Origin of the sequence: Halomonas almeriensis, from assembly GCF_030409235.1 — a bacterium.
Classification (GTDB): Bacteria; Pseudomonadota; Gammaproteobacteria; order Pseudomonadales; family Halomonadaceae; genus Halomonas; species Halomonas almeriensis.
Genome location: NZ_JAUFPO010000009.1, coordinates 1 through 23,721 on the forward strand (window position 1 = coordinate 1; position 23,721 = coordinate 23,721).

The 23,721-nt window shown below is 62.5% G+C and carries 17 protein-coding genes and 4 tRNA genes; 14 read left to right on the forward strand and 7 right to left on the reverse strand.

From position 1 onward, the window contains the following. Positions 1-312 precede the first annotated feature (312 nt). Complete coding sequence (locus tag QWY74_RS06795; protein ID WP_264824384.1) at positions 313-1,296, forward strand: biotin--[acetyl-CoA-carboxylase] ligase; 984 nt, start codon at positions 313-315, stop codon at positions 1,294-1,296. 32 nt (positions 1,297-1,328) lie between these two features. Here the strand turns inward: QWY74_RS06795 and QWY74_RS06800 are convergent, their stop codons facing one another. The 7 genes from QWY74_RS06800 to QWY74_RS06830 all read right to left on the reverse strand — a co-directional run bounded on the left by QWY74_RS06800 (position 1,329) and on the right by QWY74_RS06830 (position 9,651). Then, the gene (locus QWY74_RS06800; protein WP_264824383.1) at positions 1,329-2,324 is read right to left on the reverse strand and encodes a LacI family DNA-binding transcriptional regulator; all 996 of its coding nucleotides are present in this window, start codon (positions 2,322-2,324) and stop codon (positions 1,329-1,331) included. 252 nt (positions 2,325-2,576) lie between these two features. Beyond that, positions 2,577-3,581 (reverse strand): ABC transporter ATP-binding protein, encoded by a 1,005-nt coding sequence (locus QWY74_RS06805; RefSeq protein WP_264824382.1) that lies wholly within the window; start codon positions 3,579-3,581, stop codon positions 2,577-2,579. Further along, positions 3,578-4,492: an ABC transporter ATP-binding protein gene (locus QWY74_RS06810; RefSeq protein WP_264824381.1), complete on the reverse strand. Its 915-nt coding sequence runs from the start codon at positions 4,490-4,492 to the stop codon at positions 3,578-3,580. The genes QWY74_RS06805 and QWY74_RS06810 overlap by 4 nt, the downstream gene beginning before the upstream one ends. A gap of 94 nt (positions 4,493-4,586) precedes the next feature. After that, positions 4,587-5,561 (reverse strand): ABC transporter permease, encoded by a 975-nt coding sequence (locus QWY74_RS06815; RefSeq protein WP_290314033.1) that lies wholly within the window; start codon positions 5,559-5,561, stop codon positions 4,587-4,589. A gap of 15 nt (positions 5,562-5,576) precedes the next feature. After that, positions 5,577-6,551 carry an ABC transporter permease gene (locus QWY74_RS06820; protein WP_264824379.1) on the reverse strand — a complete coding sequence of 325 codons (975 nt, stop codon included), beginning with the start codon at positions 6,549-6,551 and terminating at the stop codon, positions 5,577-5,579. 70 nt (positions 6,552-6,621) lie between these two features. Next, positions 6,622-8,256: an ABC transporter substrate-binding protein gene (locus QWY74_RS06825; protein ID WP_290314034.1), complete on the reverse strand. Its 1,635-nt coding sequence runs from the start codon at positions 8,254-8,256 to the stop codon at positions 6,622-6,624. A 45-nt stretch (positions 8,257-8,301) separates the two neighbouring features. Next, positions 8,302-9,651 carry a GH1 family beta-glucosidase gene (locus QWY74_RS06830; RefSeq protein WP_264824377.1) on the reverse strand — a complete coding sequence of 450 codons (1,350 nt, stop codon included), beginning with the start codon at positions 9,649-9,651 and terminating at the stop codon, positions 8,302-8,304. Positions 9,652-10,064: 413 nt separating this feature from the next. Here QWY74_RS06830 and QWY74_RS06835 point away from each other — a divergent pair, with 413 nt between their 5' ends. The 13 genes from QWY74_RS06835 to rpoC all read left to right on the forward strand — a co-directional run bounded on the left by QWY74_RS06835 (position 10,065) and on the right by rpoC (position 23,577). Next, on the forward strand, positions 10,065-10,904 hold the full coding sequence (locus tag QWY74_RS06835; protein WP_264824376.1) for a type III pantothenate kinase: 840 nt from the start codon (positions 10,065-10,067) through the stop codon (positions 10,902-10,904). A 117-nt stretch (positions 10,905-11,021) separates the two neighbouring features. Continuing rightward, positions 11,022-11,105, forward strand: a tRNA-Tyr gene (locus tag QWY74_RS06840). 44 nt (positions 11,106-11,149) lie between these two features. Continuing rightward, positions 11,150-11,223: transfer RNA gene (locus tag QWY74_RS06845), tRNA-Gly, on the forward strand. A 29-nt stretch (positions 11,224-11,252) separates the two neighbouring features. Next, a tRNA-Thr gene (locus tag QWY74_RS06850) sits at positions 11,253-11,327 on the forward strand. 147 nt (positions 11,328-11,474) lie between these two features. Continuing rightward, a tRNA-Trp gene (locus QWY74_RS06855) sits at positions 11,475-11,550 on the forward strand. Positions 11,551-11,622: 72 nt separating this feature from the next. Next, positions 11,623-11,991, forward strand: coding sequence for a preprotein translocase subunit SecE (gene secE, locus QWY74_RS06860; RefSeq protein ID WP_264824375.1), 369 nt, complete (start codon positions 11,623-11,625; stop codon positions 11,989-11,991). An 8-nt stretch (positions 11,992-11,999) separates the two neighbouring features. Further along, positions 12,000-12,533 carry a transcription termination/antitermination protein NusG gene (gene nusG / locus QWY74_RS06865; protein ID WP_264824374.1) on the forward strand — a complete coding sequence of 178 codons (534 nt, stop codon included), beginning with the start codon at positions 12,000-12,002 and terminating at the stop codon, positions 12,531-12,533. Between the two features lie 84 nt (positions 12,534-12,617). Continuing rightward, on the forward strand, positions 12,618-13,049 hold the full coding sequence (rplK, locus tag QWY74_RS06870) for a 50S ribosomal protein L11 (protein WP_264824373.1): 432 nt from the start codon (positions 12,618-12,620) through the stop codon (positions 13,047-13,049). Positions 13,050-13,051: 2 nt separating this feature from the next. Then, complete coding sequence (rplA, locus tag QWY74_RS06875) at positions 13,052-13,744, forward strand: 50S ribosomal protein L1 (protein WP_264824372.1); 693 nt, start codon at positions 13,052-13,054, stop codon at positions 13,742-13,744. Between the two features lie 248 nt (positions 13,745-13,992). Further along, on the forward strand, positions 13,993-14,496 hold the full coding sequence (gene rplJ / locus QWY74_RS06880; RefSeq protein ID WP_264824371.1) for a 50S ribosomal protein L10: 504 nt from the start codon (positions 13,993-13,995) through the stop codon (positions 14,494-14,496). Positions 14,497-14,585: 89 nt separating this feature from the next. Beyond that, positions 14,586-14,960 carry a 50S ribosomal protein L7/L12 gene (rplL, locus tag QWY74_RS06885; RefSeq protein WP_141320876.1) on the forward strand — a complete coding sequence of 125 codons (375 nt, stop codon included), beginning with the start codon at positions 14,586-14,588 and terminating at the stop codon, positions 14,958-14,960. Between the two features lie 233 nt (positions 14,961-15,193). Further along, positions 15,194-19,273, forward strand: a complete 4,080-nt coding sequence (gene rpoB / locus QWY74_RS06890; protein ID WP_264824370.1) for a DNA-directed RNA polymerase subunit beta — start codon at positions 15,194-15,196, stop codon at positions 19,271-19,273. Between the two features lie 86 nt (positions 19,274-19,359). Further along, positions 19,360-23,577 (forward strand): DNA-directed RNA polymerase subunit beta', encoded by a 4,218-nt coding sequence (gene rpoC, locus QWY74_RS06895; protein WP_264824369.1) that lies wholly within the window; start codon positions 19,360-19,362, stop codon positions 23,575-23,577. The last annotated feature ends 144 nt before the right edge of the window (positions 23,578-23,721 follow it).

Consider the following 23,721-nt stretch of genomic DNA (forward strand, 5'->3'; position numbering starts at 1 on the left):
TACCATGCGACCCGTTCGTCGGGAACGAACGGGAACCGCCCCTGGCGGGCCCGCAGGGCGAGCCTCAGGGATGAGGCGAGTACAGTAGGGTGAGCGCCGCCCCGACGTCAGGCACTTACATGAGAACTCCCTCGGGTCTTCCTGGGGGAGTTTTTTATATCGGGTGTCATACCGTGCGAATCCGGGAACGCCACGGGAGTTGAGCCTGGCTACTGTTCCGCCTCGACCTGGGAACTGTGCAGTGCGGAAGGTGAATGTCGGGGCAGGGCCGCTTCCGTTAGAATATTGTTTTTGCCTGGTTGGGGGTGGCACATGACCATCGGAGATTTGATCCGCTTGTTGAGTGATGGTGAGTTTCACTCTGGCCAGCAATTGGGTGAACGCTTGGGGGTCTCGCGGGCCGCCGTCTGGAAGCAGTTGCGTAAGCTGGAGTCGTTGGGTATTGGCATGGAGGCGGTCAAGGGCCAGGGGTACCGGCTGGCAGAGCCGCTGGAGCTGCTTGATGGGAGCGTGATTGTGGCGGGCCTGTCGCGTCAGGCGAGGAGTCATGTCGCACGGCTCTTTGTCGAGGACGTTGTGCCCTCGAGCAACCAGTTTATCCGTGAGCGGTTTGCCCAGGGGGCAGGCCACGGCGAGGTGTGTCTGGTCGAGCAACAGAGTGCCGGCAAGGGGCGTCGTGGCCGTACCTGGGTCACGCCCTGGGGGCGAACGCTGATGCTTTCGACAGGCTGGCGTTTCGAGTCCGGGATCGCGGCCATGGAAGGCTTGAGTCTGGCAGCGGGCGTGGCCCTGTCACGCGTGCTGGAGGCACATGGCGTGCAGCCGAGGCTGAAGTGGCCCAACGATGTCCTGCTGGCCACCGAGGGCGGTGGGTATGGCAAGCTGGCCGGTATACTGGTCGAGATGAGTGGTGATGCGGCGGGCCCGTGCGAGGCGGTGATCGGCATGGGCATCAACATGGATCTGCCCGATGACTTCCGGGCGAGTATCGAGCAGCCGGTGTCGGCAGTCAGGGATCAGGCGCCCGGACTGACACGTCATCAACTGGCCGTGGAGCTCCTGGGCGAGCTGATGCCGATGCTCGCGGATTTCGAGCGGGTCGGCTTCGAGGCCTGGCAAGCGGAGTGGAACGCTCGCCATGCCTTCGCTGAACAGGAGGTCGAGATCCTGCAAGGAGAGCGACGTGAGGCCGCTGTGGCCGAGCAGGTCGATGTGTCCGGTAACCTCTGGGTGCGATGCGACAAGCGACGCTGGAAGCTGACGGGGGGCGAGATCAGCGTGCGCGGGCGCTCTTGAGATCGTCGCCCGCTGGTCGAGCCGACCGGCGGTCAGCGCGGGGGAACCACGGTGCCTCTTTCCACCAGGTGGGTCATAAAGCAGCGCTGGCCCTCCCAGGGCTTGCCGTTCAGAAGAGACAGCAACTGCGCACTGGCCGACTGGGCCATGTGGTCGACGGGCACATGGACCGAGGTGAGCCCCGGCGTCACGAAGTGCGCATAGACTTCATCGTCGAAGCCTACCAGCGAGACGTCCTCGGGGATGCGCCATCCCCACTCCTGCATCTGCAGCATGGCGCCGATGGCCATGTCGTCGTTACCCACGGTCAGGGCGGTGAAGGGAATGCCGCGCTCCCGCAGGGTACACACGGCATGGCTTCCGCTGCGCTCCTGCCAGTCGCCCTCGATGATGGCGGTTTCGTCGATCGCCAGGCCGGCTTCCTCCATGGCCTGGTGATAACCCGCCAGGCGCTGGGCGGCATCCTGCTTCCACAGGGGACCGGTGATGCAAGCAATGTGTCGATGCCCGTTATGTATCAGGTGTTGTGTCGCCAGATAACTTCCCTGGCGGTTGTCGACATGGCTGCATTGCGCTTCCAGCCCCGGGACGCGGCGGTTGATGACGATCAGCGGGATCTCGGCGGCCAGGCTGATGAGGGTCTCGTCACTCAGGCGGTCGGACTGGATCAGCAGGCCATCACAGCGCCTCGACATGAGAAAGTCGATGGAATCCTGCTCGCGCTGCAGTTCGTCGTGCCCCGAGGCCACCAGGAGTGACTTCTGGTTGAGGCGCAGCCGTTCCTCCAGGTTGACCATCAGCGTGCCCATGAAGGGGCCGGCCAGGTGGGAGATGACCAGCCCGATGCAGTCGGAGCGGTTCGAGGCCAGGGAGCGGGCGAAAGAGTTGGGCCGGTAGCCCAGGTGACGCATGGCGTCCTCGACTCGCTGGCGGGTCTGCTGGGCGACGGGGACTTCGCCATTCATGACACGCGATACCGTGGCAGGCGAGACCCTGGCCAGGTTGGCGACCTCCTTGATCGTGGACATGCTTGCTCCTGGTGCGTGGCGATCGACAGCGCCAGGAAAAGGCCGACGGTCCCCCGGGCGTTGTTCGGCGGCAGGGGAGAGGCGGGCACAGGCTCGGCCGCTATGGCGTGCGCCATTTCCTGGCGTAGTCTCGAGGCACAGGCCAGCTTTCAGCCTGTGCCTCCGAGAACAGCGTGCCACATTATAAAGCGAAACCTGGTGGCTTTCATTCGGCGCCTGCCGGCGCGAGCCCCGTCTCCCCGGCAGGCGGTTTCAGGTGGTACCGTCAGGCTCGTACAGGTAGCAGCGCACGAAGTGGTCCTCGGCGATCTGGGTGACCCCGGGCAATTGCTCCTTGCAGATCTCGCGCGCATGCGGGCAGCGCTCGGCAAACGGGCAGCCCTTGCTGTCCGGCTGCCACATGGGGATGTCCGCCTTGTGCTGGTACTGCGTCATGTCGCGGCTCTTTTGGGCGCCGGGCTGCGGCACGGCAGCGAGCAGCAACTGGGTGTAGGGGTGCTGCGGGGTCTGGGTCACAGCATCACTGTTGCCCCATTCGACCATGTGACCGACATACATGACGGCGGTACGCTCGGCGAAGTAGCGGGCGGTAGCGATATCGTGGGTGATGTACATGAAGGCGATGCCGTGCTGGTCCTTCAGGTCCATCATCAGGTTGAGGATACCCAGCCGGATCGATACATCGAGCATCGAGATGGGCTCATCGGCGAGGATGACATCGGGCTCCACGGCCAGCGCGCGCGCAATGGCCACGCGTTGCCGCTGCCCGCCGCTCAGCTCGTAGGGGAACTTCTGGGCGGTTTCGGCAGCCGGTGACAGGCCGACGGTCTCGAGCAGTTCGTGGACGCGCTGGGTCAGTGCCTGACGGTCCTTCAGCTTGCCGTGGATCTGCAGTGGCCGGGCGATCTGATAGAAGATGCGGTGCACCGGGTTGAGGCTGCCGAAGGGATCCTGAAAGATCATCTGCACCTGGCTGGCAAAGCCGCGCTTGCCGCCTTGCCGGATCCAGTCATGCAAGGGCTTGCCACGGTAGGTCACCTCGCCCGAGGTGGCGTCGTGCACCTGCGAGAGAATGCGGGCGCCGGTGCTCTTGCCGCTGCCGGACTCCCCGACAATGGCCAGTGCCTCGCCGGGAAACAGGTCGAACGAGACGGCATTGAGCGCCCGCATGGTGGTTTTCTCGAACAGCGATCCGCCCAGGGTGAAGTCCTTGGTCAGGTTGCGTGCCGAGACAATAGGCTGCTGGCTGGTGGTCATCCTGTGTTCCTCTCTGCCAGCGCATGGCAGGCGGCCTGGTGAGTGGGAGAGAGCGTGCTCAATGCCGGGTCATCCGTCAGACAGGGGGCAAAGCACTTCTCGCAGCGGGCCTGGAAATAACACCCTTCAGGGGTGTCGAGCAGGTTGAGCGGCTGGCCGGGGATGCCGTTCAGTCGCTCGCGCGGGCCATGTATGGTGGGGAAGGAGTTGAGCAGGCCCTGGGTATAGGGGTGCTGTGGTTGCTCGAAGACTTCACTGGCGGCCCCCAGCTCGACCAGCTTGCCGGCATACATGATGCCGATGCGGTCGGCGATCTCGCCCATCAGGCTGAGGTCATGGCTGATGAACAGAATCGAGAAACCGAACTCGTCCTTGAGCTGGTAGAGCTCGTCCATGATCTCCCGCTCGACGACCACATCCAGCGCCGTGGTCGGCTCATCCATGATGATCAGGCGGGGCCGCAGTGCCAGGGCAATGGCAATGACCACCCTTTGGCGCATGCCGCCGCTGAGCTGGTGCGGAAAACTCTCCATGCGGCTGGCATGCAACCCGACGGTCTGCAGCAGGGTTTCCCCCTGACGCCATGCCTCCTTGGTCTTGACCTTGCGATGCGCCTGGATCACATCGATGATCTGCTCACCAATGGTGATCACCGGGTTGAGCGAGTTCATGGCGCTCTGGAACACCACGCTGACCTCGTTCCAGCGAAACTGCCGCAGGGTGCGGGGCGACATGCTCAACACATCCCGCCCGCGGTAACGGATTTCGCCAGCCGAGATGAGGGCCGGCGCCTTGTGCAGGCGAGAGATGGAGAACGCCAGGGTCGACTTGCCACATCCCGACTCACCGGCCAGGCCCAGGGTCTCGCCGGCCTTGATGTTGAGGTTGACGTTGTCGATGGCGCGGACCATGCCCTGGGCGCCACATAGTCAACGCAAAGGTCGTGGATCTCCAGAAGATCGCTCTGCGCTTCGTCCTGTGCGGGTTCAAACGCTTGTCTGGCCATCAGGAAGCACCTCGCAGCCGTTTGGCTTGAATGATTTGATTGAGCTTGCGCCAGCGCCGGATGTGCGGGCCTGTCTTGAGCTTGGGGTTGCTGATCTGGTCGATGGAGATATTGATCAGTGCCATGGCGCCACCGACCACTGCGATGGCCACGGCGGGCACAATCATTTCCCACCAGCCGCCGGTATACAAAGCGGCCGAGGACTGCGCCCAGTACAGCATGGTGCCCCAGGTGACCACGGTGGGGTCGCCCAGCCCGAGGAACTCGAGCCCCGCCTCGTTGATCAGGGCGTACATGACCACGCCGACAAAGCTGCCCGCCACGATGGAGATCAGATTGGGCAGGATTCCCACCAGCACGATGCGCAGGCGGCTTTCCCCCATGCACTCGGCGGCCAGGATGAACTCCTTGTTGCGTAATGCCATGGTCTGGGAGCGCACCACCCGGGCGCCCCATGGCCAGCTGGTGATGCCGATCAACAGGGCGATGACGATGGGTCCCACCTGCCCCAGGAAGGCCGCGAGGACGATCAACAGGGGCAGTTGCGGGAAGACCAGCACCACGTTCATGACAAAGTTGAGCCACTGGTCGACCCGACCGCCGAAATAGCCGGCGGAGATGCCCACCAGGATGGAAATGACCGTGGAAATGGCCCCGGCGAGGAAGGCCACGGCCAGGGACGCTCGACCGCCATACAGCAGCTGGCTGAAGACGTCCCGTCCCTGACGGGTGGTGCCCAGGAAGTGTTCGGCGCTGGGTTCGACGTGCGGCCTGGCGACGCGTTCGTCGGGTGCATGGGCGGTGAACCAGGGGCCTGCCAGGCAGGCGACAATCACCAGGGCCATGATGCCCCCGCCGATCGTTGCCGAGAGATTGCCCTGGAAGAAGGCCGCGAGATTGCGCATTCGTCGCCAGCGGGGCGGTCGGCTCGGCGGGGTGGTATCCGAGGGGGAGGTGGCGGAGTAGTCAGTCATCGTGGAACCCTTCCGTTACTTGCGCAGACGAGGATCGAGCCAGAGATAGGTCAGATCGGCGATGAAGTTGCCGATGAGGACAAAGGCCACGATCAGCAATAGCAGGGCCTGTACCAGCGGATAGTCGCGCGCATTGATGGCCTTGAGCAGGGTGTTACCGACACCCGGATAATTGAAGACGATTTCGATGAAGACCTGGCCGGCGACGGCGAACCCGAGTCCCATGGCCACGGATGTGACGACCGGCAGCACGGCATTGCGCGAGGCATAGCGCATCATGATGCGCGACTGGCTCAGCCCCTTGGCCTCGGCCATGGTGATGATGTCCTCGCCGAGCACATTGATCATGGCGTTGCGCATGGTCATGACCCACTGGGCCAGGCTGACCAGCACAATCACCAGCAGGGGCAGGACGGCATGGTGCGCGACACTGGCCATGTACTCGGCCGTCCAGCCGGGCGACAGGGAGGGGTCGGCCGCGTAGCTCATGGGGAACCACTCCAGCTGCAGGCCGAAGATGTAGAAGACCAGCAGAGCAGTCACGACCGCCGGCATCGAGGAGATCACGGCTGTCATGATGGGAATCACCGTGGCCAGCCAGCTGGCCCGTTTGTAGGCCGCCAGGGTGCCGATGATCAGCCCCAGGATGATGGCGGTCGTCACCCCCAGCCCGATGAGAAACAGCGTCCACGGGAAGGTAAAGCCCAGCACCGAGGTCACTTCGGTCGGATACATGAGAAACGAAGGCCCGAGGTCGCCGGTGAAGACGCTTTTCACGTATTGCAGGTACTGCGACCACAGGGGGCCATCGGAGAAGCCGTACATGGCGCTGATGGCATCCATCTGCGACGGGTCGAGCTGGCCTGCCGCCCCGGCAAAGAGGGCATCGACCGGGTCTCCCGGCATGATCCGCGGCAACAGGAAGTTGAAGGAAATGGCGATCAGGAACGCGACGAAGTAGAACAACAGTCGACTGGTTATGTACCGCATGGGCATCGCCTCTGATTCGGGTAGGGGCCGGGCGCCCCGAGGAGGCGGCGCCCGGAAGTCAGCGGGTGGATCACTTCTGCCGGAGGTTGTTGAAGATCAGCGTATTGTTGCCCGTGGTGTAGAACACCGGGTGTACATACGGGTCTTCTTCGCTCGGCCAGCCAACGAAGTCAGTGGTGTTGTACTGGAACCAGGTGGCGTTGGAGAACAGCGGAATGAAGGGCAGCTTTTCGGCGGTGAAGCGCTGCAGCTTGTCCAGCGTTTCCTGCTTGTCGCTTTCCGAAGTCAGCGACCCGAAGTTGTCGATCAGCTTGTCGACCCGTTCCGCGTGCACCCCATGGCCGGCATGCCATGTCTGGCCGACGCGGCTGGTATGGAAGTACTCCTTGAAGGTCTGGATGGGGTGTGTCGAGAGCTGTGACCAGTTGATGGCCGCCTCGTATTCGCTGTGTTTCAGCGACTTGTCGTAGACGCCCCATTCCACGGCCTTGACGTTGGCATTGACGCCGATGTCCTGGAAGTACTCGGTGATCATGACGACCGCCTGAACCCAGTCGGTCCAGCCATTGACGACCTGGATGTCGACCTCCATGGCCGAGCCGTTCGGCTGCTCGCGCCAGCCATCGCCGTCGCTGTCCTGGTACCCGGCTTCCTCCAGCAGCGCCTGTGCCTTGTCCGGATCGTACTGCGTCAGCCAGCCGAAGTCCTCCTTGACCGAGTCGTCCATGTAGTCGGCGAAATAGTCGCCGATGCCGCCCGGGAAAAAGTTGGCCGTGGGGTAGCCATAGGCCGCCAGCTCGACGATGGCTTCACGGTCGATCGCCACCGAGAGGGCCTGACGGAACTTCAGGTCATCGAAGGGCGCCTGATTGGTGTTGAGGTACAGGTGAATGGCGTCGTTGGGCGGATACCAGTAGTGATGATTCTCGGGGTCGGTGGCGACAAAGGTCTTTTCGACGTCGGCAATGAAGTTGGAGCCCCAGTCCAGTTCGCCGCGCATCAGGGCCGGTTGAATCTGTGAGTTGTCATTGAAGGCCCGGTACTTGACGCAGTCCAGGTAGGGGCGGTCTTCCAGGTAGTAATGCGGATTGCGGCAGAGTTCCATCTGCTGAGGGCGCACGTACTGGATTTCGGTCACCGGGCCGGAGCCGATGGCCTCGGGGTTGGTGAAGGTTGCCGGGTCGTCGGCCTTTTCCCAGACATGCTTGGGAAGCGGCATGTAACGGTTGATGTCCCAGTGGATGGTGCTGTTGGTGTTGGCCAGGTCGAAACGCACCTTGCGCTCGGAGACCTGAGTCACCTTGGTGACCTGGCCGCTGGCGATCACCCCGGCAATGTCATAGGCCGGCACCTCGCCCGCGAGATCGAAGGTGTACACCACATCCTCGGCGGTCAGGGGCTCGCCATCCGACCACTTGAGGTCCTCGCGAAGCGTATAGGTGATGCTGCGATAGTCATCGGCGTAGCTATAGCTTTCCGCCAGGCGGAAGTTGGTCTCGTTCTGCCTGACATTGGTGAAGGCCAGCAGCTCGAAGTTCATGCCGCCGACAATCTTCAGTTTGTCGATGTAGGGGTTGAAACTCTTGGTCAGCGCCGTGGTGATGACCGGAACGGACAGGGTGCCCCCCTGGGAGGGGGCTGCCATGGCCGCAGTCGAAACGGAGGCCACGGCCGTGGCCAGTGCCAGCATGGATAGCGTTTTCATGACCTTCACCTTCTATTGTTATCGTCGTGTTACGGGTTGCTGTGCTCAGCGGGATGTCGGCCGTTGCCGGAGGAAGTCGGCAAACAGCCGGGCGCTGTCCTTGAGGGTGCGTTGCTGGGTCGCGTAGTCGACGTACACCATGCCGAAACGCTTGCTGTAGCCTTCCGCCCACTCGAAGTTATCCATCAGGCTCCAGGCAAAATAGCCACGGACATCGACGCCCTGTTCAATGGCATCGTGAACCGCCTGCAAGTGGCTCTGCAGGTATCGGCAACGCTGTTCATCGTGAACCCGATCCTGTTCGAGATGGTCATCGCCGGCCATGCCGTTCTCGGTGATCATCAAGGGCGGGAGCGTGTACTGGGCGTCGAGGTCGACCAGCAGGTCGGTCAACCCCTGCGGGTAGACCTCCCAGCCAAAGTCGGTCACCTCGGCATCCTTGGCGGCGTGGCCCTTGACCCAGTGTTCGTTGTCGTAGGACACGATGCCGCGGGTGTAGTAATTGATGCCGATGAAATTGACCGGCTGCGAGATCAGCTCCATGTCACCCGGCAGGATGCGGGGCGCCTGTTCCGGGTAGAGCCGGGTATAGAGCTCCGGGTAGCGGCCCTCGAGGACCGGCTCCAGAAACCAGTGGTTCATGCTGGCCTCGCCGATCAGCGCCGCCACGCGATCGTCATAGCGCTGACTGTTGGGCGTGTTCGGGCCCATGTTGAGGACCAGGCCGGCTTGCGCCTCGGGAGCCTCGGAGCGCAGCGTCTGCATGCCCAGGCCATGCGCCAGCAGCATGTGGTGGCCGGCCTGGCGTGCCAGTCGCGCATCGGTCATGCCCGGTGCATGAATCCCCACCTCATGGCCGAGAATTGCGCTGACCCAGGGTTCATTGAGCGTCGCGTAGGTATCCACCCGCTCGCCGAGCTCCCGGCTGACCAGGCTGACGTAATCCTGGAAGCGGTAGGCGGTATCCCGGTTCAGCCAGCCGCCATGCTCCTGGAGATGTTGTGGCAGGTCCCAGTGGTAGAGGGTCACGAAGGGCCGGATATCATATTCGCGCAGGCGGTCCAGCAACTGCTTGTAGAAATCCAGCCCCTTGTGGTTGGGCTGGCCGTCCTGGGTCATCACCCGAGGCCAGGCGATGGATAGACGATAGGCATCCACGTTCAGGTCACGGATCAGCGCCACGTCATCCTGCCAGCGATGATAGTGGTCGCAGGCCGGCATGCCGGTGTCACCATTCTTGACGTTGCCCGGCGTGGCGCAGAAGGCATCCCAGATGGAGGGTAGTCGACCATCCGCCTGGGTGGCTCCTTCAACCTGGAAGGATGCCGTGGCGACGCCGAAGGTGAAGCTCGGGTCACGCAGGCGAGAGGCCGGAGGGAGTTCGATTCGTTGCATGGGGTTTCCTGCCGATTTTCAGAGATCGTGAGTGGCTTCATGGCCATGAAAGCGGTTTCATAAGCAAATTAGACCTTGGTCTAGATCGGCGGCGAGGCGCGGTCATGGCGGCCACTGGAGACCTGGCTTGGGACCGTTCGCAAGGCGAAATGCGGCATATCGAGGGCGATGGCCGGGCCAGGTGATTTCCGGGGCCAGCTGCCATCCGCTAGAATGACGCTTTTTGCAGTGGGAAGTGCCATGACCAGCTGTCAGCTGCGGCGAGAGGCAAAAAGGGGCGGCAGGTGTTCCGCCGGGGTGGCCTCGGTCGCGACCCCGGGGGCGGCCGGCCGCGCGCTGCACGGTCTCCGGAGCGCGCCGCCTGCTGTGGCGCGGCAGTGCTCGGGTGCCCTGCTGGATGCACGAGGGCGCTCATGATCCTGGATCTGGACATCGGCAACACCCTGTCGAAGTGGCGTCTCAAGGATGCGGACAGCAGCGAGATTCGATCCCGCGGCGCCGTCTGGACACGGGAAGAGTGGCGGCCCGGCGCGGATATTCCGGACCTGGATGTGGTGGAATCGGTGCGTATTTCCAGCGTCGCCCGCCAGGCCGTGCTCGGCCGCACCGTGTCCCTGCTGCGGGACCGGGTCGGGGCCGTGCATGTGGCCCGTTCGGTGCCGGAAGCCCTGGGCGTGACCAACGGCTATCAGGAGCCGGCGAGGCTCGGCGTGGATCGCTGGATGGGCGTGCTGGCCAGTTATCAGTTGGCCGGTGGTTGCTGTTCGGTCGACTGTGGCAGTGCTATCACGGTGGACTTTGTGCTGCCCGGCGGGCGACACCTGGGCGGCTACATCCTGCCTGGCCTGCGGCTGATGAAGGAAAGCCTGAAGCTCGGTACCCGCAACGTGGCGATCGACCCGGACAGCGAGGCGGATGAGCTCCTCGAGCCTGGCGTGCGCACCGTGGAAGCGGTCAATCATGGTATCTACATGGCGGCGGTGAGCGCGGTGAATCGCATCTACAGTGAGGTCTGTGATCGTCATGGCGTGGCGCTACCGTTGCTGGTGACCGGCGGTGATGCCCGCGTGGTATCCCGCGGTATCCAGGCGCCTCACGCGGTGTGGCCGGATATGGTCTATGGCGGGCTGGAGGCCTGTTTTCCGCTGACCTCGGCGGAGCGCTCGGGGCGCATGTCGGGGGCGCCGCCTATACCGCGCCCGGTCAGCCTGGAAAAAATACGGGCCGGCCTTGCATTTTCGATGTTCCTTTGAAAGAATACGTCCTCGTTCCGGGGCGCTGGTCTCAGATTGGCGCGGACAAGTTGTCGAAGGGTTGTAAAAACAGTCACTTGACACCGGAGCGTGGGGCTGTAAAATGCTCCGCCAGTTGGAGGGGTTCCCGAGTGGCCAAAGGGAGCAGACTGTAAATCTGCCGCGAAAGCTTCGGAGGTTCGAATCCTCCTCCCTCCACCAGATTCTGCTGTGCTCGATGTCGAGAACAGTCTAGAGCGAGGTAGGCGGGCATAGTTCAATGGTAGAACCTCAGCCTTCCAAGCTGATGATGCGGGTTCGATCCCCGCTGCCCGCTCCAAGTTCACGGGCAAGGTTGTCCGGTAGCAAGCTCATGTAGCTCAGGGGTAGAGCACACCCTTGGTAAGGGTGAGGTCGACGGTTCAAATCCGTCCATGAGCTCCAATTCGAAAAGGCGAGCATCGGCTCGCCTTTTCTGTTTCTCCCGGAGGTAGGGCGTGCCGGGAGGGGTTGCCAAGCGAAGTCGGTTTCGTTATGATGGCGCCCGCTGTCGCTCGGGTCTGCTGCAAAGGCGGATTCAAGAAGGCATACAGGCCAGTGGCTCAATTGGCAGAGCAGCGGTCTCCAAAACCGCAGGTTGGGGGTTCGAGTCCCTCCTGGCCTGCCAGTCTTCCCCAGGCTGGCAATATCTAGTATACTGGTTTGTTTTCGATTGCTGTCCCTGAGGAGTCTCGTGGTCATGAAACATAACGCCGAGGTGCGGGAGTCGCGCCACGACGGGCTCAAGTGGGCGGTTGTCGTCATTCTGTTGATTCTGGCTGTCGTCGGGAATACGTATTTCACCGACGTCGCTCTGCTGTATCGCGTGCTCGGTGTCGTCGCGCTCAGCGTCGCCGCTGCGCTGGTGGCGCTGACTACCACCAAGGGTCGTGAGCTGCTCGAGCTGGCTCGTCAGGCCAAGAAGGAAATTCAGCGCGTTGTCTGGCCGACTCGTCCCGAGACCATTCAGACGACGGCCATTGTGCTGGTGGCCATCCTGGTGGTCGGGCTGATGCTGTGGCTGATTGATACGCTTCTTGGCTGGGCGATGTCCGGCGTCATTGGTTAGGAGTCTGCATGTCCAAGCGTTGGTACGTCGTACACGCCTATTCCGGTTTTGAAAAGCATGTCATGCGCTCGCTGCTCGAGCGTGTGAAGATGTATGGCATGGAAGATTGCTTCGGCGAGATTCTGGTGCCCACGGAAGAAGTCGTTGAAATGCGTGACGGCAAGCGCCGCAAGAGTGAACGCAAATTCTATCCCGGCTATGTTCTGGTCGAGATGGAAATGACCGATGAAAGCTGGCACCTGGTCAATGAGACTCCGCGTGTCATGGGCTTTATCGGTGGAACGAAGGAGAAACCGGCACCCATCACCACGCGCGAGGCCGACGCCATCCTGAGTCATGTGCGGGAAGGCACGGAGCAGCCACGGCCCAAGACCGTGTTCGAGCCCGGCCAGTCCGTGCGTGTCGTCGACGGGCCCTTTGCCGACTTCAATGGTGTGGTCGAGGAAGTCAATTACGACAAGAGTCGCCTGCAGGTGAGTGTCCTGATCTTCGGTCGCTCCACACCGGTCGAGCTGGAGTTTGCTCAGGTCGAGAAAGAGTGACCCGAGCCTGATTGTTGTGGCTGCTGGAGCAGCCGCCTAACCCGGGGAGCCGCAAGGCGTTAGCACCCAACTGGAGTCCTTACCATGGCCAAGAAAGTACAGGCTTACGTCAAGCTGCAGGTCGCAGCTGGCAAGGCCAATCCCAGTCCTCCCGTGGGCCCTGCGCTGGGTCAGCACGGCGTCAACATCATGGAATTCTGCAAGGCATTCAATGCCGAGACGCAGAACCTCGAGCCGGGTCTGCCGACCCCGGTGGTCATCACCGTCTATGCCGACCGCAGCTTTACCTTCGTCACCAAGACGCCGCCCGCGGCTGTCCTGCTGAAGAAGGCGGCTGGCATCAAGTCCGGCTCCGGCGAGCCGAACAAGAACAAGGTCGGTACCGTGACGCGCGAGCAGCTCGAAGAAATCGCGCAGGCCAAAGAGCCGGATCTGACGGCAGCCGACATGGACGCCGCGGTCCGCACCATCGCTGGCAGTGCCCGTAGCATGGGCCTCAACGTGGAGGGTCTCTGATCATGGCCAAGCTTACCAAACGCGCCAAGCTGTTTCGTGAAAAGGTCGACCCGAACAAGGCCTATAGCCTGGATGAAGCGGTCCAGCTGCTGTCTGAACTGTCCACGGTGAAGTTCAAGGAGTCTGTCGACGTCGCCATCAACCTGGGCGTCGATCCGCGTAAATCTGACCAGATCGTGCGTGGTTCAACCGTCATGCCCAATGGTACGGGCAAAGAAGTGCGTGTTGCCGTCTTTACCCAGGGCGATAACGCCGATGCCGCCAAGGAAGCCGGTGCCGACATCGTTGGTATGGACGACCTAGCCGAACAGGTCAAGAAAGGTCAGCTCGACTTTGACGTCGTCATTGCCTCGCCGGATGCCATGCGTGTCGTCGGTCAGCTCGGCCAGATTCTGGGTCCGCGCGGCCTGATGCCCAACCCGAAGGTCGGCACCGTGACGCCGGACGTTGCCACTGCCGTAAAGAACGCCAAGTCGGGCCAGGTGCGCTTCCGCAGCGACAAGAACGGCATCATCCACACCACGATCGGCAAGGTCGACTTCGAGTCGGGCGATATCCGCGGCAATCTGGAAGCGCTCATCGCCGACCTCAAGAAGCTCAAGCCGAGCACGTCGAAGGGTGTGTATTTCAAGAAGGTCTCGCTGTCCACCACCATGGGCCCCGGCTTGACCATCGACCACTCCGCGCTGGTCTGAATCGCGGAACAGGCAAATGACTTTGCGGTCCCCGTGCGCTGTTGCGACAGAAGCCGGCGGGGCACCGTCAAAGACCGCAGGCGCCACCTTGCCGAGGTGGCTTAATCATCCTCCGGGAGGCCTGCGCAGATGGTGTTGCCGCCAGATACCTGGTGAGCACCATCTCCCGGTCCCTCGCCGATGTCGGTGAGGGGGATGGTAACCATCGGAAGGCTTCTGCAAGCTTCCGACACGAAGGAGTGATCACTGTGCCACTAGCACTTGAAGGCAAGAAAGCGATTGTTGCCGAGGTCAGTGAAGCGGCCAAGAATGCTCTCTCCGTCGTAGTTGCCGACTCTCGTGGTGTTCCGGTCAGCAAGATGACCGATCTGCGCAAGCAGGCCCGCGAGAATGGCGTCCAGATGCGTGTTGTCCGCAACACCCTGGCACGCCGCGCCCTGGAAGGTACTCAATGGGAGTGCCTGAACGAGACATTCGTGGGTCCGACTCTGTTGGCCTTCTCCACCGACCATCCGGGCGCTGCCGCTCGTTTGTTCAAGGAGTTCGGCAAGACCGAGAAGAATCTCGAAGTCAAGGCGCTGGCCTACGAAGGCGAGTTCATTCCGGCAAGCGATCTTGATCGTCTGGCGAACCTGCCGACCCATGACGAAGCCATCGCCAAGCTGATGTCCGTCATGAAGGAAGCGTCCGCTGGCAAGCTGGTTCGTACCCTCGCTGCGTTGCGTGATCAGAAGCAGGAAGAAGCCGCCTGATCGGCGATTTCGACTGCTCCACGCATCTCGATTATTGAATCACCGAGTCATCGGATGACCGAGACTCCCGCAAAGTTAGGAAAGTGAAAATGGCACTTACCCAAGAAGACATCATCAACGCCGTCGCCGACATGTCAGTGATGGAAGTCGCTGAGCTCATCGAAGCGATGGAAGAGAAGTTCGGCGTTTCCGCGGCAGCGGCTGTCGTGGCCGGCCCGGGTGGCGGCGGCGAAGCCGAAGCCGAGGAAGAGCAGACCGAGTTTGACCTGGTGCTGACCGGCGCCGGCGACAAGAAGGTCAACGTCATCAAGGCCGTGCGCGAGATCACCGGCCTGGGCCTGAAGGAAGCCAAAGGCGCTGTCGACGGCGTGCCGGCCACCCTGAAGGAAGGCATGTCCAAGGACGATGCCGAAGAGGCCAAGACCAAGCTCGAAGAAGCCGGCGCTTCCGTGGAGGTCAAGTAACTCTTGGCCCCACAGGCTTTACGCGCGGCGTAAGCTTGTACGGCTGGTGGCGGGACGCCCGCTGCCGGCCTTTTTCTGTTGTTGCTGGGCGGTGATGGCACGCCATGCCGGCCAGCCGAATTCCGATGGCGAGCCTCTTCCGGGGGCTCGCCGTCAGCGCCTGACGGAGCCGACTCCGTCGGGTGGCGCCGACACGCATCGGTCACCCATGGTGAACAAGCTGGGGAATACAGATGGCTTACTCATACACTGAGAAAAAACGCATCCGCAAGGATTTCGGCAAACTGCCCCAAGTGATGGATGTGCCTTACCTGCTGGCCATCCAGCTTGATTCCTATTACGACTTTCTCCAGCAGGATCGGTCACCCGAAGAACGTATTGACGTCGGCCTGCACGCCGCCTTCAGCTCCGTTTTCCCGATCGAAAGCTTCTCCGGCAACGCCGCACTGGAGTATGTCAGCTATCGATTCGGTACGCCGGCGTTCGACGTCAAGGAATGTCAGCTGCGTGGCGTCACCTATTCGGCTCCCTTGCGCGTCAAGGTTCGCCTGATCATCTACGACAAGGATTCGTCGAACAAGGCCATCAAGGACATCAAGGAGCAGGAAGTCTACATGGGGGAAATCCCCCTGATGACGGAAAACGGCACCTTTGTCATCAATGGCACCGAGCGTGTCATCGTCTCGCAGCTGCACCGTAGCCCGGGCGTGTTCTTCGATCATGACAAGGGCAAGAGCCACTCCTCCGGCAAGCTGCTCTATTCCGCCCGGGTCATTCCGTATCGTGGCTCCTGGCTGGACTTCGAGTTCGACCCCAAGGACAACGTCTTTGTGCGCATCGACCGGCGCCGCAAGCTGCCGGCGACCGTGCTGATGCGCGCGCTCGGCATGAGCGCCGAGGAAATCCTCGCCGAGTTCTTTGCCACCAGCACCTTCCACATCGAGAAGTCCGGCTTTTCCGTGGATCTGGTGCCGTCGCGTCTGCGCGGCGAGACCGCGACCTTCGACATCAAGGATGGTGACGGCAATGTCATCGTCGAGGAAGGGCGTCGTGTCACCCAGAAGCACATCCGCCAGCTCGAGAAGGCCGGGCTGGAGCGTCTGGAAGTCCCCATGGACTACCTGGTCGGCAAGACGCTGGCCAAGGATCATGTCAACCCGAACACCGGCGAGCTGATCTGCCCCTGCAATACCGCCATCACCGCCGAGCTCATGGAGAGCCTGGGACAGGCCGGCATTACCACGCTGGAAACCCTGTACACCAACGACCTGGATTGCGGCCCCTTCATTTCCGACACCCTCAAGCTGGACACCACCGGGTCCCAGCTCGAGGCGCTGGTCGAAATCTACCGCATGATGCGCCCCGGCGAGCCGCCCACCAAGGAAGCGGCCGAGACGCTGTTCAATAACCTCTTCTTCACCGAAGACCGTTACGACCTGTCCGGTGTGGGCCGCATGAAGTTCAACCGTCGCCTGCGCCGCGACGGTGATACCGGCTCCGGTGTGCTCGACCAGCGTGACATCCTCGATGTCCTCGGCGAGCTGATCAATATCCGTAATGGCTTCGGCGATGTCGACGACATCGACCACCTGGGCAATCGGCGCATCCGCTGTGTCGGCGAGATGGCCGAGAACCAGTTCCGCGTGGGACTGGTGCGTGTCGAGCGCGCGGTCAAGGAGCGCCTGTCCATGGCCGAGAGCGAAGGACTGATGCCGCAGGACCTGATCAATGCCAAGCCCGTGGCGGCGGCGGTCAAGGAGTTCTTCGGTTCCAGTCAGCTCTCGCAGTTCATGGACCAGAACAACCCGCTCTCCGAGGTCACGCACAAGCGCCGTATATCCGCGCTCGGCCCGGGCGGCTTGACCCGCGAGCGGGCGGGCTTCGAGGTGCGCGACGTCCATGCGACCCACTATGGTCGCCTGTGCCCGATCGAGACCCCGGAAGGCCCGAACATCGGCCTGATCAACTCGCTGGCCACCTACAGCCATACCAACAGCTATGGCTTCCTCGAGACACCCTACCGCAAGGTGGCCAACGGTCAGGTCACCGACGAGGTGGTGCACCTCTCGGCCATTGAGGAAGGTGACTTCGTCATTGCCCAGGCCTCGGCGACCGTCGACGAGAACGGACATCTGGTCGACGATCTGGTCCAGGCGCGTAACCGGGGCGAAACATCCTTCATGCGCCCCGAACAGGTGACCCTGATGGACGTCTCGCCGCGTCAGGTAGTGTCCGTGGCGGCGGCGCTGATTCCGTTCCTCGAGCACGATGACGCCAACCGCGCCCTGATGGGCGCCAACATGCAGCGTCAGGCCGTGCCCACTCTGCGTGCCGATAAGCCCTTCGTGGGTACCGGCATGGAGCGATTCGTGGCGCGTGACTCGGGTGTCTGTGCCGTCGCCAGTCGTGGCGGTGTCATTGATTCGGTGGATGCCAAGCGCATCGTGGTGCGGGTCAACGAGGACGAGATCATCGGTGGCGAGGCCGGCGTTGATATCTACAACCTGACCAAGTACCTGCGCTCCAACCAGAACACCTGTATGAACCAGCGGCCCATCGTGCATACCGGCGACTCAGTGGCACGCGGCGACATCCTCGCCGACGGCCCTTCCGTCGACATGGGCGACCTGGCGCTGGGGCAGAACATGCGCATCGCCTTCATGCCCTGGAACGGCTACAACTTCGAGGACTCCATCCTGCTCTCCGAGCGGGCCGTCCAGGAGGACCGTTTCACGTCCATCCATATCCAGGAACTGACCTGTGTGTCTCGCGATACCAAGCTGGGCGCCGAAGAGATCTCCTCGGATATTCCCAATGTGGGCGAGTCGGCGTTGTCCAAGCTGGATGAGGCCGGTGTGGTCTACATCGGTGCCGAGGTCGGCGCGGGTGACATCCTGGTCGGCAAGGTCACGCCCAAGGGCGAGACCCAGCTGACGCCCGAAGAGAAGCTGCTGCGTGCCATCTTCGGCGAGAAGGCGTCCGACGTGAAGGATACTTCGCTGCGTGCGCCGACGGGCATGAAGGGCACCGTCATCGATGTCCAGGTGTTTACCCGTGATGGTGTCGAGAAGGACTCGCGTGCGCTGTCCATCGAGCAGCAACAGCTCGACGAGGTGCGCAAGGACCTTCAGGAGACTTATCGCATCGCCGAGGACGCGACCTTCGAACGTCTCAAGCGCACCCTGTCGGGTCAGGCGGTCAACGGTGGGCCCAAGCTCAAGAAGGGCGACCTGCTGTCCGACGAGTACCTGGAAGAACTGCCGCGTCAGCAGTGGTTCAAGCTGCGCATGCAGGACGAGTCGCTCAACGAGCTGCTGGCCCAGGCCGATGAGCAGCTGGAACAGCGCCGCAAGGAGATGGACGAGCGTTTCGAGGACAAGAAGCGTAAGTTGACCCAGGGCGACGACCTGGCGCCCGGCGTGCTCAAGATCGTGAAGGTCTACCTGGCGGTGAAGCGTCGCATGCAGCCTGGCGACAAGATGGCCGGCCGCCACGGTAACAAGGGTGTTATCTCTGCGATCATGCCGATCGAGGACATGCCCTATGATGACAGTGGCGAGCCCATCGACCTGATTCTCAATCCGCTGGGTGTACCCTCGCGGATGAACGTCGGGCAGATCCTCGAGACCCACCTGGGCATGGCCGCCCGCGGCCTGGGCGTGCGCATCGAGCAGATGCTGCGCGATGCCCGCGAGCAGCAGGTCAGCGAGATCCGCGACTTCCTCGGCGAGGTCTACAACACGGCCAGCAGCACCAAGGTCGAGGACCTCGGGTCACTGTCCGATGAAGAGGTCATCGCTCTGGCGAAAAACCTCAAGGCGGGTGTGCCGATGGCCACACCGGTCTTCGACGGTGCTCTCGAGCACGAGATCAAGCACCTGCTCGAGCTAGGCGGTCTGCCGGAGTCCGGTCAGATGACGCTCTATGATGGCCGAACCGGTGAAGCCTTCGATCGCCCGGTCACTGTGGGCTACATGTACATGCTCAAGCTGAATCACCTGGTGGATGACAAGATGCATGCGCGCTCCACCGGCTCCTACTCTCTGGTGACGCAGCAACCGCTGGGCGGCAAGGCCCAGTTCGGTGGCCAGCGTTTCGGGGAGATGGAGGTCTGGGCCCTGGAGGCCTACGGCGCAGCCTACACACTCCAGGAGATGCTCACCGTGAAATCGGATGACGTGGAGGGTCGCACCAAGATGTACAAGAGCATCGTGGATGGTGACCATGCCATGCAGGCGGGCATGCCGGAATCCTTCAATGTGCTGGTGAAGGAAATCCGCTCGCTGGGTATCGACATCGAACTGGAGAGCTGAGGCTGTCGTCACGGCGCTTCTCAGTATGACGGTCCGCGGGGGCGTGCGCGCCCCCGCCCATGACAACTCCGCAACGGAGCCGACCCATGAAAGATTTGGTGAAAGTCCTCAAATCGCAGTCTCAGTCCGACGAATTCGACGCGATCAAGATTACCCTGGCATCGCCGGCCATGATCCGCAGCTGGTCATTCGGCGAGGTCAAGAAGCCTGAGACCATCAATTACCGTACCTTCAAGCCGGAACGGGATGGCCTGTTCTGTGCCAAGATCTTTGGTCCGGTAAAGGATTACGAATGCTTGTGCGGCAAGTACAAGCGCATGAAGCATCGCGGCATCATCTGCGAAAAGTGCGGCGTCGAGGTCACCAAGGCCGCCGTGCGTCGTGAACGCATGGGGCACATCGAGCTGGCCAGCCCGGTGGCGCACATCTGGTTCCTGAAGTCGCTGCCGTCACGCATCGGCATGTTCCTGGACATGACCCTGCGTGATATCGAGCGTGTACTCTACTTTGAGAGCTTCATGGTCGTCGACCCGGGCATGACCACCCTCGAGCGTGGCCAGTTGCTCAACGACGAGCAGTACTTCGAGGCCCTCGAGGAATTCGGCGATGACTTCGACGCCCGCATGGGTGCCGAAGCCGTCCAGGCCATGCTCAAGGACATCGATCTCGACGAGGAGATCGAGCGTCTGCGTGAAGAGATTCCGCAGACCAACTCTGAGACCAAGATCAAGAAGCTGTCCAAGCGTCTCAAGCTGCTGGAAGCCTTCCAGGGCTCGGGCAATGACCCGGCCTGGATGATCATGGAAGTGCTGCCGGTGCTTCCGCCGGACCTGCGTCCGCTGGTGCCGCTGGACGGCGGTCGTTTCGCGACCTCCGACCTGAACGACCTGTATCGTCGCGTCATCAACCGCAACAACCGCCTGAAGCGCCTGCTCGATCTCAACGCGCCGGACATCATCGTGCGCAACGAGAAGCGCATGCTGCAGGAAGCGGTCGATGCGCTGCTCGACAACGGCCGCCGTGGTCGGGCGATCACCGGCTCCAACAAGCGTCCGCTGAAGTCGCTGGCCGACATGATCAAGGGCAAGCAGGGACGTTTCCGTCAGAACCTGCTGGGCAAGCGTGTCGACTATTCAGGCCGCTCGGTGATCACCGTCGGTCCGACCCTGCGACTGCACCAGTGCGGCCTGCCGAAGAAGATGGCGCTGGAGCTGTTCAAGCCGTTCATCTATTCCAAACTGCAGCACAATGGTCAGGCGTCGACCATCAAGGCGGCCAAGAAGATGGTCGAGCGCGAGCTGCCGGAGGTCTGGGATATCCTCGCCGAGGTCATCCGCGAACATCCGGTGCTGCTCAACCGTGCGCCGACGCTGCACCGCCTGGGTATCCAGGCGTTCGAGCCGCTGCTCATCGAGGGCAAGGCCATTCAGCTGCACCCGCTGGTGTGTGCGGCCTACAACGCTGACTTCGACGGCGACCAGATGGCGGTGCACGTCCCGCTGACCCTGGAAGCCCAGCTCGAGTCGCGCACCATGATGATGGCGACCAACAACGTGCTGTCGCCGGCCAATGGCGAGCCGATCATTGTGCCGTCACAGGACGTGGTGCTGGGTCTGTATTACATGACCCGCGAACGCATCAACGCCAAGGGCGAAGGCATGGTGTTCTCCGGCCTCGACGAGGTCGAGCGCGCCTTCGGCACCCAGAGTGTGTCACTGCACGCCCGCATCAAGGTACGTCTCGATGAGGTGATCATCGAGGAAGAGGGGGCCGAGAAGACCTTCAGCCGCAAGATCTACGACACCACCGTCGGCCGCGCCCTGCTGTATCGCATTCTGCCGGACGGTGCGCCCTTCTCGCTGGTTGACCAGCCGATGAAGAAGAAGGCGATCTCCGCGCTGATCAATGAAGTCTACCGTCGCACCGGTCTCAAGCCGGCGGTCATCTTCGCCGACCAGCTGATGTACACCGGTTTCCGCATGGCCACCTGGTCAGGCGCCTCCATCGGCGTCAATGACTTCGTCATCCCGGATGCCAAGGCCGAGATCGTCGAGGGCGCCGAGGAAGAGGTCAAGGAAATCGAGGACCAGTTCTCCTCCGGTCTGGTGACCGCGGGCGAGAAGTACAACAAGGTCATCGACATCTGGGCTCGCGCCAATGACCAGGTCGCCAAGGCGATGATGACCGGTATCTCGAAGGAAAACGTCATCGACCGCGACGGCAACCAGGTCGAGCAGGACTCCTTCAACAGCGTCTTCATCATGGCCGACTCCGGCGCCCGGGGTAGCGCGGCGCAGATTCGCCAGCTGGCGGGCATGCGTGGCCTGATGGCTAAGCCGGATGGCTCGATCATCGAAACCCCGATCGTCGCCAACTTCCGTGAGGGCCTGAACGTACTGCAGTACTTCATCTCGACCCACGGCGCGCGCAAGGGTCTGGCGGACACGGCCCTGAAGACGGCCAACTCGGGCTATCTGACCCGCCGTCTGGTCGATGTGGCGCAGGACATGGTCATCACCGAGAGCGACTGTGGCACCGAAAACGGCCTGACCCTGCACCCGGTCATCGAGGGCGGTGACATCATCGTCTCGCTGGCTCAGCGGGTGCTGGGACGCGTGGTCGCCCAAGACGTGGTCGATCCCGAGACCGAGGAAGTCCTGATCGCGCGTGGCACCCTGCTCGACGAGAAGTGGTGCGCCGAGCTCGACACCATGGGCGTCGATGAGATCGTGGTGCGTTCCTCGATCACCTGTGCTACCGATCACGGCATCTGCTCCTACTGCTACGGTCGCGACCTGGCACGCGGTCACCAGGTCAATGTCGGTGAGTCCGTGGGCGTCATCGCCGCACAGTCCATCGGCGAGCCGGGTACCCAGCTGACCATGCGGACCTTCCATATCGGTGGCGCCGCCTCGCGGGCCTCTGCGGTGGACAGCGTTCAGGTCAAGCACGGCGGTCGTGTGCGTCTGCACAACATGAAGCATGTCGAGCGCTCCGACGGCAAGCTGGTCGTGGTGTCTCGCTCCAGTGCCCTGGCGGTCGCCGACGGTCACGGCCGTGAACGTGAGTACTACAAGCTGCCGTACGGCGCCGAGCTCTCGGTGAAGGACGGCGACGAGGTCGAAGCGGGTCAGTCCGTGGCCAAGTGGGATCCGCACACCCACCCGATCGTCGCCGAGGCCGAGGGTCAGGTGCAGTACGCCGACATGGATGATGGGGTGACCATCTACCGCAGCGTGGATGAGATGACCGGCCTGTCGTCCATCGAGGTCATCGAGTCGGCGGCGCGTCCGGTCTCCGGTCGCGACAAGCGCCCGATGATCATGCTGACCGATGCCGCCGGCAAGCCGGTCACAGTGCCGGGCTCCGATACCCCGGTGCAGTACCCGCTGCCGGGCAAGGCGATCGTCAGCGTGGACGACGGCTCCGACATCGGCGTGGGCGAGGTCGTGGCGCGCATCCCAGTCGAGGCGACCGGCAACAAGGACATCACCGGTGGTCTGCCGCGGGTTGCCGACCTCTTCGAGGCGCGCAAGCCTAAAGAGCCGGCCCTGCTGGCCGAGACCAGTGGTGTGATCAGCTTCGGCAAGGAAACTAAGGGCAAGCGTCGTCTGACGATCACCCCGGAAGGCGGTGAACCCTACGAGATGCTGATTCCCAAGTCGCGCCAGATCGCGGTCTTCGAAGGCGAGACCGTCGAGAAGGGTGAGGTGATCTCGGATGGCCCGAGCAACCCGCACGATATCCTGCGTCTGCTGGGCATCGCCGAGCTGGCCAAATACATCGTCGCCGAGGTGCAGGACGTCTACCGCCTGCAGGGCGTAGGCATCAACGACAAGCACATCGAAGTGATCGTGCGTCAGATGCTGCGTAAGGTCGAGATCACCGAAGCCGGCGACTCCGAGTTCCTGCCGGGTGACCAGGCCGAGCTGGTACGAGTGCTCGAGGCCAATGCCCGTCTGGAACAGGAAGAGAAGTTCCCGGCCAAGTACCAGCGCCTGCTGTTGGGTATCACCAAGGCCAGCCTGGCGACCGAGTCGTTCATCTCCGCGGCCTCCTTCCAGGAGACCACGCGGGTGCTGACCGAAGCGGCCGTGACAGGCAAGCGGGATTATCTGCGGGGTCTCAAGGAGAACGTCGTGGTCGGGCGTCTCATTCCCGCGGGCACCGGCCTGACGCATCATGCCGAACGTCGGCGCAAGCGTGAGGACGCCGAGCGACTGCATCACCCGTCCGCTCAGGACGTGGAGCAGGAGCTGGGTGCGCAGCTGACGGCTCTGGACTCGGATGACGACGAGCTCTGAGGGATCCTCATCGAGCCGGTGCCCGCCGAGGTGCCGCGCTTGACGGTGAGCCCCGTCAGCCAGTAAAATGCGCAGCCTTTAACAGTGGGGCGGGTGCGCCCACCCCACTGGTGAAGCTGGCAAGACAGGAAGCGAACGGCTACT